At 58.8% G+C, this 14,372-nt stretch carries 11 protein-coding genes and 1 tRNA gene; 8 read left to right on the top strand and 4 right to left on the bottom strand.

Annotation, left to right across the window (positions count from 1 at the left end; translation table 11 throughout):
* The first annotated feature begins 11 nt into the window (after window positions 1-11).
* A tRNA-Leu gene (locus ACR3FB_RS11420) sits at window positions 12-97 on the top strand.
* 11 nt (window positions 98-108) lie between these two features.
* Here ACR3FB_RS11420 and ACR3FB_RS11415 read toward each other — a convergent pair.
* Complete coding sequence (locus ACR3FB_RS11415) at window positions 109-624, bottom strand: hypothetical protein (protein ID WP_480563751.1); 516 nt, start codon at window positions 622-624, stop codon at window positions 109-111.
* Window positions 599-1,351: a helix-turn-helix domain-containing protein gene (locus ACR3FB_RS11410; RefSeq protein WP_480563753.1), complete on the bottom strand. Its 753-nt coding sequence runs from the start codon at window positions 1,349-1,351 to the stop codon at window positions 599-601. The genes ACR3FB_RS11415 and ACR3FB_RS11410 overlap by 26 nt, the downstream gene beginning before the upstream one ends.
* Window positions 1,352-1,954: 603 nt before the next feature.
* On the opposite strand from ACR3FB_RS11410, the gene ACR3FB_RS11405 reads away from it, so the two are divergent.
* From ACR3FB_RS11405 to ACR3FB_RS11385, 5 genes are all read left to right on the top strand, one after another.
* Window positions 1,955-4,537, top strand: coding sequence for a beta strand repeat-containing protein (locus tag ACR3FB_RS11405; protein WP_480563755.1), 2,583 nt, complete (start codon window positions 1,955-1,957; stop codon window positions 4,535-4,537).
* 132 nt (window positions 4,538-4,669) lie between these two features.
* Window positions 4,670-6,601, top strand: a complete 1,932-nt coding sequence (locus ACR3FB_RS11400) for a type I secretion protein (RefSeq protein WP_480563757.1) — start codon at window positions 4,670-4,672, stop codon at window positions 6,599-6,601.
* Between the two features lie 38 nt (window positions 6,602-6,639).
* The gene (locus ACR3FB_RS11395; protein WP_480563759.1) at window positions 6,640-8,856 is read left to right on the top strand and encodes a type I secretion system permease/ATPase; all 2,217 of its coding nucleotides are present in this window, start codon (window positions 6,640-6,642) and stop codon (window positions 8,854-8,856) included.
* Window positions 8,857-8,858: 2 nt separating this feature from the next.
* Window positions 8,859-10,211 carry an HlyD family type I secretion periplasmic adaptor subunit gene (locus ACR3FB_RS11390; RefSeq protein WP_170665526.1) on the top strand — a complete coding sequence of 451 codons (1,353 nt, stop codon included), beginning with the start codon at window positions 8,859-8,861 and terminating at the stop codon, window positions 10,209-10,211.
* A gap of 74 nt (window positions 10,212-10,285) precedes the next feature.
* The gene (locus tag ACR3FB_RS11385) at window positions 10,286-10,663 is read left to right on the top strand and encodes a rhodanese-like domain-containing protein (protein WP_480563761.1); all 378 of its coding nucleotides are present in this window, start codon (window positions 10,286-10,288) and stop codon (window positions 10,661-10,663) included.
* A 9-nt stretch (window positions 10,664-10,672) separates the two neighbouring features.
* On the opposite strand, the gene ACR3FB_RS11380 is transcribed toward ACR3FB_RS11385, so the two are convergent.
* Entirely contained in the window at window positions 10,673-11,431 is a 759-nt protein-coding gene (locus tag ACR3FB_RS11380) for an alpha/beta fold hydrolase (protein ID WP_480563763.1), read from the bottom strand.
* Between the two features lie 89 nt (window positions 11,432-11,520).
* Here ACR3FB_RS11380 and ACR3FB_RS11375 point away from each other — a divergent pair, with 89 nt between their 5' ends.
* A complete protein-coding gene (locus ACR3FB_RS11375) occupies window positions 11,521-11,895 on the top strand; it encodes a hypothetical protein (RefSeq protein WP_480563765.1) in 375 nt (124 codons plus the stop codon).
* A gap of 70 nt (window positions 11,896-11,965) precedes the next feature.
* Here the strand turns inward: ACR3FB_RS11375 and glyA are convergent, their stop codons facing one another.
* Entirely contained in the window at window positions 11,966-13,261 is a 1,296-nt protein-coding gene (gene glyA, locus ACR3FB_RS11370; RefSeq protein ID WP_480563767.1) for a serine hydroxymethyltransferase, read from the bottom strand.
* 141 nt (window positions 13,262-13,402) lie between these two features.
* Here glyA and ACR3FB_RS11365 point away from each other — a divergent pair, with 141 nt between their 5' ends.
* Window positions 13,403-14,188: an NAD kinase gene (locus ACR3FB_RS11365; protein ID WP_425083212.1), complete on the top strand. Its 786-nt coding sequence runs from the start codon at window positions 13,403-13,405 to the stop codon at window positions 14,186-14,188.
* The last annotated feature ends 184 nt before the right edge of the window (window positions 14,189-14,372 follow it).

Genomic DNA, 14,372 nt, shown 5'->3' with positions numbered 1-14,372 from the left:
CGACACAGCTTGCCCGCGTGGTGGAATGGTAGACACAAGAGACTTAAAATCTCTGGGCCGGAAGGCCGTGCCGGTTCGAGTCCGGCCGCGGGTACCACACACAGCTCCTTAGACCGGATAGTCGAGCCTTGTGATCAGCTGCCAGATATCTCGGTTCAGGGTGGACAGATCTTCGACAACCTGTTCGATCTCGCGCAGGGCCTCACCATCCAGAGTATCCGTGCGACCCATTTTGATGTCTGTTTTCCGGTCCGCAATGCGCATCAGAATGGTCTTGGGGTTGCCGCTTTCTGGGTCAAACGAATAGATGCAGTGATTGAACCGGTTGCGAATGCCGGACAGTTTTCCAAGCCGTTTTGTGTGCTCCAGGATCGGGTCCCGAATGTCCTCGGGGCGGCCATCCATTTTCGCCAGCCGCTCAACCAGATCAATCCGGGCGCGGGTCGTGTTCAGGGTCAGAAAGATGATAACGGCAGAGTCTTTGCTGGTTCCAGCCAGACCGGCAATCAGGTGGATCAACAGGCTTTCGGTGTTGGTCCACATATAGTTTAACCGCCCCACCAACAGAATAAGCCGGTCAAACCGTTCTTCCACGAGATCAGCCAACACGGGGGCTTTGCGCATCAAAAGGCGCAACCTCGAAATAGAAATGAGCGGCGGCGGTCCGGTTGCTGACCCCGATTTTGCCGACCACATTGTGCATATGCAGTTTGACGGTATGTTCCGTAATCCCCAGCCCGGCCGCGATGACCTTGTTGCTCTGCCCTTGAGACACCAGCCTGAGAACCTCCTTTTCCCGTTTAGTCAGCTTGTCGAAGAGTTCAACCTGCTGTGTGTCCGCAGGCTTGGGCGTTACAGATGACGCCGGTGCCTTGCACGGGTTCGCCTGAGGGCCTGCGACACAATCGGCGAGGAAGCTGGGCAGGTGAAGCTGCTCATGCATAAGGAGCCTCAGGATCGACCGCCACACATCAGGGGCGACGTTCATAGGCAGAAAGCCGATCTCGCCGTACCGACTGCGATCCCAGCGTTCAAACAGATGCCGGGCTGCCGCGTCCTTGCGATAAGAAAACGCGAGGCATCCAAACGGAACCTGTGCCGCGTATTTACTTGGCCGTTCCAGCAGATCCTCCAGCATGACCTGATCTACGACGAGAACGCGGCTATCCTTTGCTTTGGTAGATGTTAGGTCGTCCAGTGAATCGAAACGCGATGCGCGAACGTCAAACTCGTTCTGGACGCTTCTGAGGGTTTGATTGGAGAGAAAAAGCTCCCGACCAATGAAGTGAATTGAAAGGTCTTCGGTCTTGATATTCTGGTAGGCGTAGTCACGCTCAGACGAGTCAATCATTACTGTCCCCCCCCAACTAAAAAACCGAACTGCAATTCGCAGTTTTTCACACAAGCAATTCGGGCAGTTCGAAAGCCGAAATAGTTTTAAAAATATAGACTTATTGTAGATGAAATGTAGGGGGTCAGCAACCGGATATTCGGATTTGATACTTGGTCCTAGAACCATTGATTAGGGTTGTGTTCCGGTGATTTCGGGTAAGTAGAGGGAATTCAACGGCTTCTTTCGTATAGGCCCAATCGGTAGGGTTTTAGGTCCGCTTTTCGGCGAAAATTCTGACCGAGCTGGCAATATTCCCGGATTTCAACAGACTAGCCGTTCTAGAGCTTTTCGACAGCTTGGCAGCTTTGTCAAAGGCTGCGACGCTTCCTCTACTTCAGATTGCGAAGGTTTTTCCTTTAACGCCCGCTTTTCGCGCATTTTCGCGAATCTCTTTTCAGCGGGGACGTCGGCTTAGCCGGGAAAGGAGGTGCAAAGAGCTCGGAACCAGTAGACCGCAGGGATATGCGCTTAGGCATACCGTGCGGATTTTTGTTTCAACCGCACAGGTAACCACCTTTGAGATGAATGGTGGTCAGGTGCGCCAATAGAGTGGAAATCAATATGTCTGACCGTAGAATTCTATCCCCAGTCACAACCGTCGAAGAAATTGATGTCGAAAACATGGACCCGGTCGTTGATGAACCGGTTGTTGAAGATCCCGAAATGGAGATGGCTGCAAACGCGCAGCAGCAACAACAGCAACAACAGCAGTCCGTTGACAACACCACCGGTGGTGATGACACCAACACCAATGGCGGCAACGACAGCAACACGAACGGTGGCAATGACAGCAACACGAACGGTGGCAATGACAGCAACACCAATGGTGGCAATGACAGCAATACCGTACGCGACAATGGCAACAGCACCAATGACAACGTAAACCGGGTCGATATCGACTTTGGTGAAGGTGAGTGGATCCCGCGTGACGATGACAAAGTCGACGTGGATATTGCCGATTCTGCATCCACCGGTGATGTCATCACGGCAGGTGATGACGTGAACTATGATCCGGGCGACGATCTGAACCTAGACTTCTCGTTGAACGGCGAAGGCAACGACATGGCCTCGTTCAACAACCAGTATGCCAGCCTGACGGACAATGACACGCTGAACGGAGCGACAGTGTCCAACACCGGCACTTTCGAACAGAACGGCCATGCGACCGGAGGTAACGCAACTGCGGAAGAGGGCATTGATTCCTCGTCTGATGGTGGAGCGTCCGGTAGCGGCGGCACCAGCCATGGCGGCGAAGCCTGGGGTGACACCTATGGCAGCACTTCGATGGCTCTTGGTGGCCACTCCGGAGATGCCAACGGCGCGGCAACTGGTGGTGCAGGCGCAAGCTCGGGCGAGGCGCATAACGGCAGCATCGGTCTAGGCCTGTCTGGGGCACAGTCGGATGGTGACGGTACGGGCGCCGCTGGCGGCAACGCCAACAGCACCTCGAACGCGACGAACTCTGGAACATCCAGTGCCAGCGGCTCCGGCAATGGCGGAGAAGGTGGCGCGGCCGGATCTCTTGGTCTTGGCTTAGGTCTTGGCCTGTCTGGTTCAAACGCTGACGGCAACGCCAACGGCGGCGACAATACGTCTGGCTCGCTAGGAACCGGCTTGGGTCTTGCAGGAACAGATGCATCCGCACAAGGCTCGAATGCTGGCAGCGGCAATGCGCAATCCAGCGGCAGTGCCGATAACACAAGCTCTGGTAGCAATCAGGCCAACGGCGCGACCGCAGGCAGTAATAATGCTGCGGGCATCGCGGGTTCTGGCGCATTGGGTGCCAATGACGCAGATGGCGGCAACGGTCCGGGCGGTAGCGGCTCCGGTGGTAATGGGACCGGAGGCAATGGTCCGGGCGGTGCCGGGACCGGCGGTAACGGACCGGGCGGATCCGGCACTGGTGGCGACGGACCGGGTGGTTCGGGCACCGGTGGTAACGGACCAGGCGGCACAGGTTCCGGCGGTAATGGTCCGGGTGGTGCTGGCCCAGGTGGCACAGGCTCTGGCGGAGCCTCTGGAACGGCCGAGGGCGCACTTTCTGCGCTGAACCAGCAGAATCTTGGTCTTGGTTTGAATCTGGCAGATCCTGATCCGACAACGGGCGGTGGTGGCACAGCCGGAGATGCAACTGGAACAGGTGGCGCCGGATCTGGCGGAGCAGGCTCTGGCGGCAATGGCCCCGGTGGCGCAGGCTCTGGCGGTAACGGTCCGGGCGGCACAGGTGCCGGCGGCAATGGTCCTGGCGGTGCGGGTTCGGGCGGTAATGGTCCGGGCGGTGCAGGCACCGGTGGCATGGGCATGGGCGGGAATGGTCCCGGCGGTGCAGGTGCTGGTGGTGCAGGCGGTGGCCGCGTTGACACAAGTTCGGACGCGCAAGGCGTTGGCGACCAGTCCGCGACAGGTCCTGACATCTCGCAAAGCCCGGGTGATGTGACAGGTGCGACCAACAACCTGCAAACTCCGGATGGATCGGGCGGCGGCGGTGGCAGCAATGCGACCGATGGCACAGCCGAAGCAACCGGAACTGGTGAATCGACTGCCGAAGGTACTGGCGGTGCAGGTGGCATGACCTCGCCGACATCGAGCTCGGCCGGTAGTGGCGCCGGATCTGCGGATGCGACCAACACAGCTGGCGATGGTGGTGACAACGAGGTGTTTGCAGAAGCTGACACCGATGGAACCGCTGACAGTCTGGCCGAAGCGATTGCCGGGTATGGCGGCGCGGGGTCTGCTGACAATGATGCGACCTCGACTGGAACCGGCAGCGCGACGGGATCGGCAATGTCCGGTGACGGCGGCTATGGTGGAGCGGCCACAGCGGCTGGCGGCACTAGCGGCGCGGTCATGGGAAGCTCGACCGGCGGCATGACAAACGGTGCAACCAATACCGGTGGCGAGGCCTCGGGCGCCAATTCTGGTGCAGGTGGTGCAGGCGGAAACGCCGGTACCTGGGGCTCCGACAACGGTGGCGATGGCATCGTGAACGGCGAATCCTACGCATCGGCTGCAGCTGTTGTGGATACGGCGGCGTTCAACCAGTCGATCGTCATGGGCGCAAACGTCCTTGGTAACTCGGTCGATACGACCATGGTGGGCGGCTCGATGACGTCGTCCTACGCCAGCGACGATACCGAGGTCTAAGACCCGTTTCGGGCTCTGCCATTTTCAGAGCCCGAGCTTTTTTCAAAACCGCCGGGGGCGCGCCACGTGGCCCCGGCTTAGCAAACCCAAAGCGGAAATTTTCAGCCGTAGCGGGTGACAAGGAACGTTAATATGTCCCTCGACAGTATTACTGAAACGATTGCACATTTTGTTGGAACTTTTGAGCTGACAATCGAACAAGGACGATTGAGAGACCAGTATGAAGAGTTCACCGCGCTACGGCGGAAAGTCGAACTTGAAGACCTGTCAGACCCCACAAGAATTGAGGTCAAGGCCACGTTGAAGGCCGATCCGGGCGACTATGCCCCGATCCCTTTCAAATTCAACACACCTCCGGCCGAGCTGCCGCCACCACCCCCGGCAAACGGCCCGAACTATGAGACAAACATTTTCCTCGACCCACCGGAGGGTCCTTCTGAGGCGGTACGCGAGGCGGCATTGGGGCCGGCAGATGCGCCGCCTTTGATGCTGTTCCAGTTTCAGAACGAACTGATAGGGTCAGCAGTCACCTACACGTTCCAGACACTGTTCCTGCGCGACAATGACGTCGTCGGAGAAGGGGAGTTCCGCGATGTCGGCGCCCTGATCAGTGCAGGGCAGGACATGCTCGAGGCCGCCCTGACATTCCATTCGGTGGCGGCGCCGTCCTTTGCGTTGGCCGATTATGCGTCGCTTGAACTGCTCTCTGAGATTGCCGAGCAGATTGTGAACCCGATGAACTCCGAGATCGAAGGTGTCACGGTTCATCAATTCCACGGCGAAGACGCCGTTGGTGTGATCATAAACGGCGAAAAGGTTGAAGAGGCTCTGGAATGGGACGACCTGCTTCCGGCCTATCACCACCCAGATGAGGAAACCGAAACGCCGGATATGCTGCCCGTAGAATGGGACCGCTCGGATGACGAAGAATTTGCCGACGGCCATATGGTCATCTCGGGCGGCAACCTTGCGGTCAACGAAGTGGCGGCAACGATTGCCTGGATTGATGCGCCCTACATAGCCGTAGGCGGCAAGGCGATGGATTTGACTGTGATCAGCCAGGTCGCTGTGATTTCCGATTGGGACCAGATCGAAGAAGGCGGTAGCAGCGGAACCAAGGTGGTGCAGTCAGCCTCGGTCGGCGTTGAAGCGAAAGCTGCCTTTTGGCTGAACCAGGCCGAGGGGGCCGAAGGGCAACCCGCCTTTGCCTCGGTCGATTGGATCAGCGGCGATCTGGTCGTTGCGAATTTCATCAAGCAAGAGATCGACGCCACGGATATCGACCACATACAGGCCGAAATCTCGGCAAGCACGACGCTTTATGCGATGGGCGACAACCAGATGGTCAACGTCACCGAGATTGTCCAGCTGGGCAGCTACTATGATGTGATCATGATCGGCGGCAATATGATATCCGTCGATATGCTGTTCCAGACCAACGTGTTAGTGGATGACGATATCGTAACGGGCGGCTCGATCTCGGCGCAGGGTGATGAAAACCTTGTCATGAACGAGGCCTCGGTGTCGAAAACGGGTGAGGACAGCCACCAGGAGCTGCACCAGGATATGGCTAATGCCATGGCGCTGGGTGAAGCAGACATGGACGCGCTTGAGGACGCATTGCTCAACGATCCCATGTTCGCAGGGATGGAGCAGATCCGTGCCCTGAAAATCGAGGGCGATCTGCTGCAAGTCAACATCATGGAACAGGTCACCATGCTGCTGGATCAGGACGATGTGCATGTGTCCGGGCCCAAGGCTGCCGAGACGGAAATCACCGCGGGCAGCAATGCTCTGCTGAATGCGGCGAATGTTGCCAAGGCCGGGATCGACTCGGTGGTGATGGCGGCTGAGGAGACCTATTCAGATCTGCTCCTGCATCAGGCGAGCCTGTATGATGTACCTGATCAGGATGACATCTCTGAGCTGACGAATGACGCCATCGCCGTGTTGATGGAAGAGGCCAATAGCGAACTGGCCAAGATCCACGAAACCGTCGCCAAACAAACAGCCCCGACCGAGATGGCGGGCGCTGACGACGGCCTGCAGACCATGCTGGCGTGATTTCCCGTAATTTTAGCGAGTGACCGAAAGGTTAGTTTATGTCGATTGTGTTTTCGTCGCGCCGCACCATCTGTTCCAGCCCTTTGGATCGAAATGGCGGCGTTGCCGTGTCCGAGGCGCCGCGTACCGAAAAGCGATCAAATGCGCCGCAAGAACCCAAAGAGTCAGCCCTGCTTCTGCTGCATGAGGCGCTGCGCGTCGATACGCCAGACGCCTCGCAGGGCAAGGAGCAAAGGGCAGCCAAAACGAGTCCTGCAGAACCGAAGAACACTCACCGCGCCGATTCTCCCCTTCGGCGCGAACAGCCGCAACCTTCGCAAGATACGACCTCGGAAGGTAGCGGCGCTGGGGTGGCCGAAGCCGAGGCCTCTGATCCTGTTGACACCAACATACCCAAAGCGCGTAAGACCCCCTCTGCGCGCACAGATGGTGGGGATCGCATAGGCACTACGATTGAGGCCAAGGCAAACGAACCGTTGCCGCCGACCAAATCTGGCGGTGGTGACGGCAATGGGCCACCCCACACCTTTCACAAGCGAACCCCGCCCGAGGATTTCCGGCGCACATTGCGGGTCTCGATGCGCGCGATCTACCGCAATCTGGTGTTCGTTCTGGTGCTGACTTGTGCCACCAATATTCTGATCCTCGCCATTCCGATCTACCTGTTTCAGATCAGCGACCGGGTCCTGACCAGCCGATCCCTGGATACGCTGATCATGCTGACCACGATCGTCGCCGGTGCGGTGATTTTTCAAGCGGCCTTTGATGCGGTCCGTCGGTTCATGCTGATGCGCACGGCGGTCGAAGTGGCCGCGCGGCTGGGCGCCCCTGTGCTGAGTGCTGCGGCCCATGCCTCATTGCACGGCAATGGTCGCGAGTATCAGACCCTTGGGGATCTGCAGCAGGTGCGCGGTTTCTTGGTCTCGGGTACGCTGATCTCGTTCCTGGATGTGCCCTTTGCTCCGCTTTTCATCCTGATGATCTTTCTGGTGCATCCGCAGCTTGGAATGATCGTGGTCGTGACGGCCTTGCTGCTGATGACAATTGCCCTGATCAACCAGAAAACGACCGCGAAACCGTTTGCCGAGGCGAACAAAGCCCAATCCATGGCGAACCAGCATCTGGATTCGATGTCGCGCAATAGCCAGATCATCAACGCGCTGGCGATGATCCCCGAGGCCGTTCGGATCTGGGGCCGCGACACTGCGCAATCTCTGACATGGCAGGTGCGTGCGCAGGATCGCAACGTGATCTTCGCCGCTATTTCGCGCGCGGTACGCCTGCTGACTCAGATCGCTATCCTGGGGTGGGGGGCGTTTCTGGCTCTGCAGGGTGAGATCACCGGTGGCATGGTCATCGCAGCCTCGATTATCGCCGGGCGTGCCTTTGCGCCCATCGAAGGCTCGATTGAAGGGTGGAACGGCTTTCTTCTTACCCGCGGGGCGTATGGGCGGATCAAGGCGCTCCTGTCCAATTCCGCGCTTCAGTTCGAAAAACTGCGCTTGCCGCGTCCCGAAGGTCGGCTGGATGTTGAACGCCTACTTTACGTTCCCGGAGGGACCAAACGCGTGGTTCTGAACGGTATCACATTCGCACTTAATCCCGGTGAAACGCTGGCGATCATCGGCAATTCCGGCGCGGGCAAGACGACGCTGGGCAAGACGCTTGTGGGTTCGATCCTGCCGACCTCGGGCAGTGTGCGGCTGGACCTGATGGACATCCGCAACTGGGACCCTCGCCAGTTTGGTGAAAGCATCGGCTACTTGCCGCAGGACGTGCAGCTGTTCCCCGGCACCATCAAGGACAATATCGGCCGGATGCGAGAGGACGCGACCGACGAACAAATTCACGACGCTGCCGTTCTGGCCGATGTCCACAACATGATCGCAACCTTGCCGCAGGGGTATGAAACCGTGGTCGCCGCTGACGGATCGCCCCTGTCGGGCGGGCAGAAACAGCGTATTGCGCTGGCGCGCGCCTTCTTTGGCAACCCGCGTCTGGTGGTGTTGGATGAGCCGAACTCGAACCTCGATGTGGCAGGGGATCAAGCGCTGGCGCGGGCGATAGCTCAGGCCAAGGACAGCAAGATCACAGTCGTTGTGATTACGCAAAAGCCGACACTTCTGAATGTGGTGGACAAGATCATGCTGCTGACCGACGGGCGCGTCGCCTTGTTCGGCCAGCGTGAACAGGTGCTGCAGCAACTGAATGCGCCACGAAAACAACCCGGCATTGAAGGCCAGCAGGGGGGCTGATCATGAACGATATCGTACCCGTCAACACGTCTCCGTCCGAGCCGACCGTTTGGTATGCCGAGGTTCCGCGCTCGATCAACCGTCTGATCGTGGTGGGGTTCGTGATGCTGGTCGTGTGTTTCGGCGGCTTCGGTGTCTGGGCATTCAGCGCGCCACTGGCGGCAGCCGTCATCGCGCAGGGCAGCTTTGTTGCCACCGGCCGTAACAAGATCGTCCAGCACCTTGAGGGGGGGATTATCGAGGATATCAAGGTCTCGGAAGGTGAGGCCGTGCAGGCCGGTCAGGTACTGATGACGCTTGATCAGACCTCGGCTGAGGCTAATGAGAGAGAACTGTTTATCCGCAAAATCCGCCTGCAAGCCATGACCGAGCGGTTGCTGGCTGAGTATGGCGAGCGCGAAAAGCTCAACTTTTCCCCCGACCTGATAGAGGCGTCAAATGATGTCGAGGTGATGACGATCCTCGATGGCCAACGGCTCAGCTTTGATGTCTCGCGCAAAACACTGCTGAACGATGTCGCGCTTCTGGCGCGCAATATGGAGGCCTTAAGGATCCGCGCCAGCGGGTTTGAGGCTCAGTTGAAAAGCATGCAGAGACGCTCGGAGATCCTGCAAGAAGAGTTCGAAACAAAGGAAGCCTTGTTCGAAAAAGGATTGGTGCGCAAAGGCGATCTCAACACGATCCGCCGCGTTCAGGCCGAGGCCGATGGCCAGCAGGCGCGCTTGCAGGCCGAAGCCGCCGAAATTAACCAGATGCTGTTGAAATACGAAGAACAGATCTCCCGCACCCGTTCCGCCTATCGCGAGGCCGCGCTGGATGAGTTGGGTGTGATCGAAGCCGACCTCGAAAGTGTGCGCGAGAAATCCCGTCAGGCCCGCAGCGTTCTGGCTCGCGCGGTCGTGCGTGCGCCCGTCACCGGAACCGTCGTGCGCCTGCACTACCACACACCCGGCGGTGTGATCGAAACCGGCGAGCCCATCGCCGAGATCCTGCCCGCCGACGCCCCGCTGATTATCGAGGCGCAGATACCCCGCACCGAGATTGACAGCGTCGTTACCGGCCAGGACGCGACGGTGCGCCTGATCGCGCTCAATCAGCGCACAACCCCGGTTCTGAGCGGTCAGGTCTTCTATGTCTCAGCCGACGCGCTGGTCGAGGATTCCCAAGGCGTCCCGCAAGAGGTCTATCTGGCGCGCATTTCCCTGACACCCGAGGAGCTGAAGCGCGTCCGGGGGTTCGTGCCCACTCCGGGTATGCCGGCCGAGATCATGATCCAGACCGAAGAACGCACCTTCGCCGCATATATCGCCAAACCAGTCTCAGACAGTATGTCTCGGGCGTTTCGCGAGCAATAGGTTGATTTGGCTACACCAACCCGTCATCGCATGCTAATCCTCGCATGTGTGGGCAAAAAAGGGGGGCGGTGCAAATGCCACTGACAGTCAAGGATATGATGGAAGCAGCCAATGCGGTGGTCGCGCGTATCGATGTGGATCAAGCCAAAGCGCTGATCGAGGGCGGAGCGCTACTGCTGGATGTTCGCGACGTGGTCGAGCTTCAGCAATCGGGTCGTGCAACCGGCGCGCATCACATCCCGCGCGGCATGCTTGAGTTCCGTGCCGATGACACGCTGAAATCCCATGACCCCGAGCTGCGCAAAGACCGGGCTGTGATCCTCTACTGCGCCGCCGGAGGGCGTGCGGCGCTGGCAGGGAAGCTCCTCAAGGATATGGGCTATGACGAGGTCTACAACCTTGGCGGCCTGGCAGATTGGGTCAATGGCGGCGGCGACACCGAGTCCGCCTAAAGGCGCAGGTTATGCGTTCAGGAAAGCCCTGACGGCGGCCTCGAATTCACGGGGCTTTTCGGCATGCAGCCAATGCCCGGCCCCGGGGATTTTGGCAAAACGCGCGGCGGGAAACAGGGTTTTGATCTTGTCGCGGTGTTCGGGCAGAACATAGTCGGAATTGGCCCCGGCCAGAAACAGCGCCGGGCCATCCCAATGGGCGTCTATTTCGGGGAACCCCATGATCTTGGGCATCTCGGATGCCAGAGCGTCAAGGTTCAGAAGCCAGCGTTTCCCCTCGATATCCAGCGATTGGGTGAAGAAGCTCTGCAAAGCCGGATCAACCCCTTGCTCTGCCAGCTGCTCCGCCGCGTCCGACCGGCGCGTGACCCGCGAGAAATCGACCGCGCGCATCGCCTCGATGAACTGGATCTGGCTATGGCCGTAGGTCACCGGCGCGATATCGGCGACCACCAGTTTGCGGACCATATCCCCATGCTGTAGAGCCAGCATCATGGCGGCCTTGCCTCCCATCGAATGCCCCACGACATCGGCTGATCCGCCAAGGCTCTCGATCACTTCCGCCAGATCGGACGCGAGATCGGGATAGCCGTGCTCATCACTCCACAAGCTCTGCGAGTGGTTGCGCATGTCGACAGCAATCACCTGCCGCCCGTTGGAAAGACGCCGCGCGATGACGCCCCAGTTGCGGGCCGAGCCATAAAGCCCGTGCGCAATCAATAGGGGAGGGGTGTCCGTCGGGTCGCCATGGATGATCGTGTTAAGCATAGTCTTGTGATACGCGCGACTGCACCGAACAACCAGCCCCATTGTCGCCCCAATGCATGGCGGTTAAGTTGTCCCGTCAGGAGGGGCAGATGACGCAGGAAACAGATATCCAGACTCAGATCGCGCAGACCATTCAGTTGCTGCGCAAGAAACTGGGGGTCAAGGACAAGACGCTGATCGCCTCGGTGCGCCGCGCCAAGCGACGCTTGCCGCGCAACGTCTACAAACAAGCCATGGTGTTGGCGGAAGCCGAACCGATGGCAGAACATCCGAAACTGCGCCTGGTTCTGGACGGGGCGAAGCTTGAGAAAGCCTCGGATGAGGTGCAGAGCCATCTGAATGCGATCAACTTGGCGGAGCGTCGATTGGGTTGGTTTCTGAGCTTTCTTGGCTCAGTCGCGTTGGGTCTGATCGCTTTGGCGGCAGTTACGATGATTGTGCTGCGCTGGCGCGGGTTCATCTGACCCAAACGTTGTTGCAACGAAAAACGGCGCCGTGTGCGGCGCCGTTTTCTTTTTGTGTACCCGAGACGAATTACAGGTTCGGATAGATAGGGAATCTGGCGCAGAGGTCGGCGACTTCTGCTTTGACCTTGGCCTCGACCTCGGCATTGCCGTCTTCGCCATTGGCGGCCAGACCGTCGACCACTTCGATGATCCAGTCCGCGATCTGGCGGAATTCGACCTCGCCGAAGCCGCGCGTGGTGCCAGCTGGAGAACCCAGACGGATGCCCGAGGTGATGGTCGGCTTTTCCGGATCAAACGGCACGCCGTTCTTGTTGCAGGTAATATGCGCCCGGCCCAAAGCCTTCTCGGTCGCGTTGCCCTTCACACCTTTGGGGCGCAGGTCGACCAGCACCACATGGGTGTCGGTGCCATGGGTCACCGTGTCCAGACCGCCCTTGATCAGCTGATCCGACAGCGCCTGCGCGTTGGTGATGACCTGCTTGATATAGGTCTTGAACTCGGGGCGCAGAGCCTCGCCGAAGGCAACCGCCTTGCCTGCGATGACATGCATCAGCGGACCACCCTGAATCCCGGGGAAGATCGCTGAATTCACTTTCTTAGCGATATCTTCATCATTGGTCAGGATCATACCCCCACGCGGTCCGCGCAGGGTCTTGTGGGTTGTCGTGGTCGCCACATGCGCGTGCGGGAAGGGGCTGGGATGCTCGCCTGCGGCCACCAGGCCGGCGAAATGCGCCATGTCCACGTGCAGGTAGGCGCCAACCATGTCGGCGATCTCGCGCATGCGGGCAAAGTCAATCTGACGCGGGATGGCCGAGCCGCCTGCGATGATCAGCTTGGGGTTATGCTCTTTCGCCAGCGCCTCGACCTGATCGTAGTCGAGCATGTTGTCTTCTTTGCGGACACCGTATTGCACGGCGTTGAACCATTTGCCCGATTGGTTCGGGCGGGCACCGTGGGTCAGGTGACCACCGGCATCCAGGCTCATGCCCAGAATGGTGTCGCCGGGCTGGATCAGCGCCTGGAACACGCCCTGGTTCGCCTGGCTGCCCGAGTTCGGCTGCACGTTGGCAAAGCCGCAACCAAACAGCTCTTTCGCGCGGTCGATGGCCAGGTTTTCGGCGATATCGACGAACTGGCAGCCGCCATAGTAGCGACGGCCAGGATAGCCTTCGGCGTATTTGTTGGTCATCACAGAGCCCTGCGCCTCCATCACGGCGGCAGAGACGATGTTTTCCGACGCGATCAGCTCGATCTCGTCGCGCTGACGGCCCAGCTCGGACGTGATCGAGCCAAATAGCTCAGGATCACGGTCCGACAAAGACTGGGTGAAAAAACCTGTGTCACGGAGATTGGCGTTCATGATAGCTCCACATGTCTGGGGTATTGCTTGCGGATTTCCTATCGGAAACCCTGCCGAGGCAACAGCTTTAAAGCGACGAATTGCACGGCGTGGGCGTCAACTCTGGCCTATTGGGGAAAGGTATGTTTGTTTCGGAACCAAATGTGCAGCACCGGAAACCGGAAAATGAAAAAGAGAATCGCTTTTCTCGCAAGCGAGGCTGATGTCGCGCAATCAGCCCGCGAAGTCCTGGTCGCCAAATACGGAAACGCTGCGCCACGTGATGCGGATGTGGTGGTGGCGCTGGGTGGCGATGGGTTCATGCTGCGCACGCTTAAGAACATGCAGCACCTCGATGCGCCGGTATACGGGATGAACCGCGGGACCATCGGGTTCCTGATGAACACCTATTCTGACACTGATCTCTTGGAACGTCTCGATGACGCCGAGGTGGAGGTCATCAATCCTCTGGCCATGCGCGCCATGGATCAATCCGGGAAATTGCATGAGGCGTTGGCGATCAACGAGGTCTCCTTGCTGCGCGCAGGTCCGCAAGCAGCGCGTCTGAAGATCAGCGTCGATGGCCGCGAAAGGATGGGAGAGCTTGTCTGTGACGGCGCGCTTCTGTCTACGCCTGCGGGATCGACAGCGTATAACTATTCGGCCCACGGTCCGATTTTGCCGATCGGGGCGGATGTGTTGGCCCTGACCGCGATTGCTGCATTTCGACCCCGTCGGTGGCGCGGGGCCTTGCTGCCCAAAACCGCAACAGTTCGCATAGACGTGCTGGATGCCGACAAACGCCCGGTGATGGCCGATGCCGATTCTATTTCCTTTCCTGACATTGATTGGGTCGAAATCTGCTCGGAATCCGAAATCACCCATCGCATTCTTTTCGACCCCGGACATGGCCTTGAAGAGCGCCTGATTTCTGAACAATTCACTTAGAATTTCGTCAGTTTTGAAAATTAATTTTTCCTTGTGTGAACAAGTTCACATGCGAGTGAGCATGCAATAGGTAATGTGATCTTGCCTGGAGAACACGCTTAGGTGGGAGTGAGTGGCCACCAAACAGCGTTTTCGACATACTTGCGCATTTTTTGCGCTGGCGAGGGTGGGTGGTGCCACGCTC

It is taken from the genome of Ruegeria sp. AO1, from assembly GCF_056535985.1.
The sequence above is the reverse complement of the archived record's forward strand: the minus strand, read 5'-3'. Positions and strand labels throughout refer to the sequence as shown.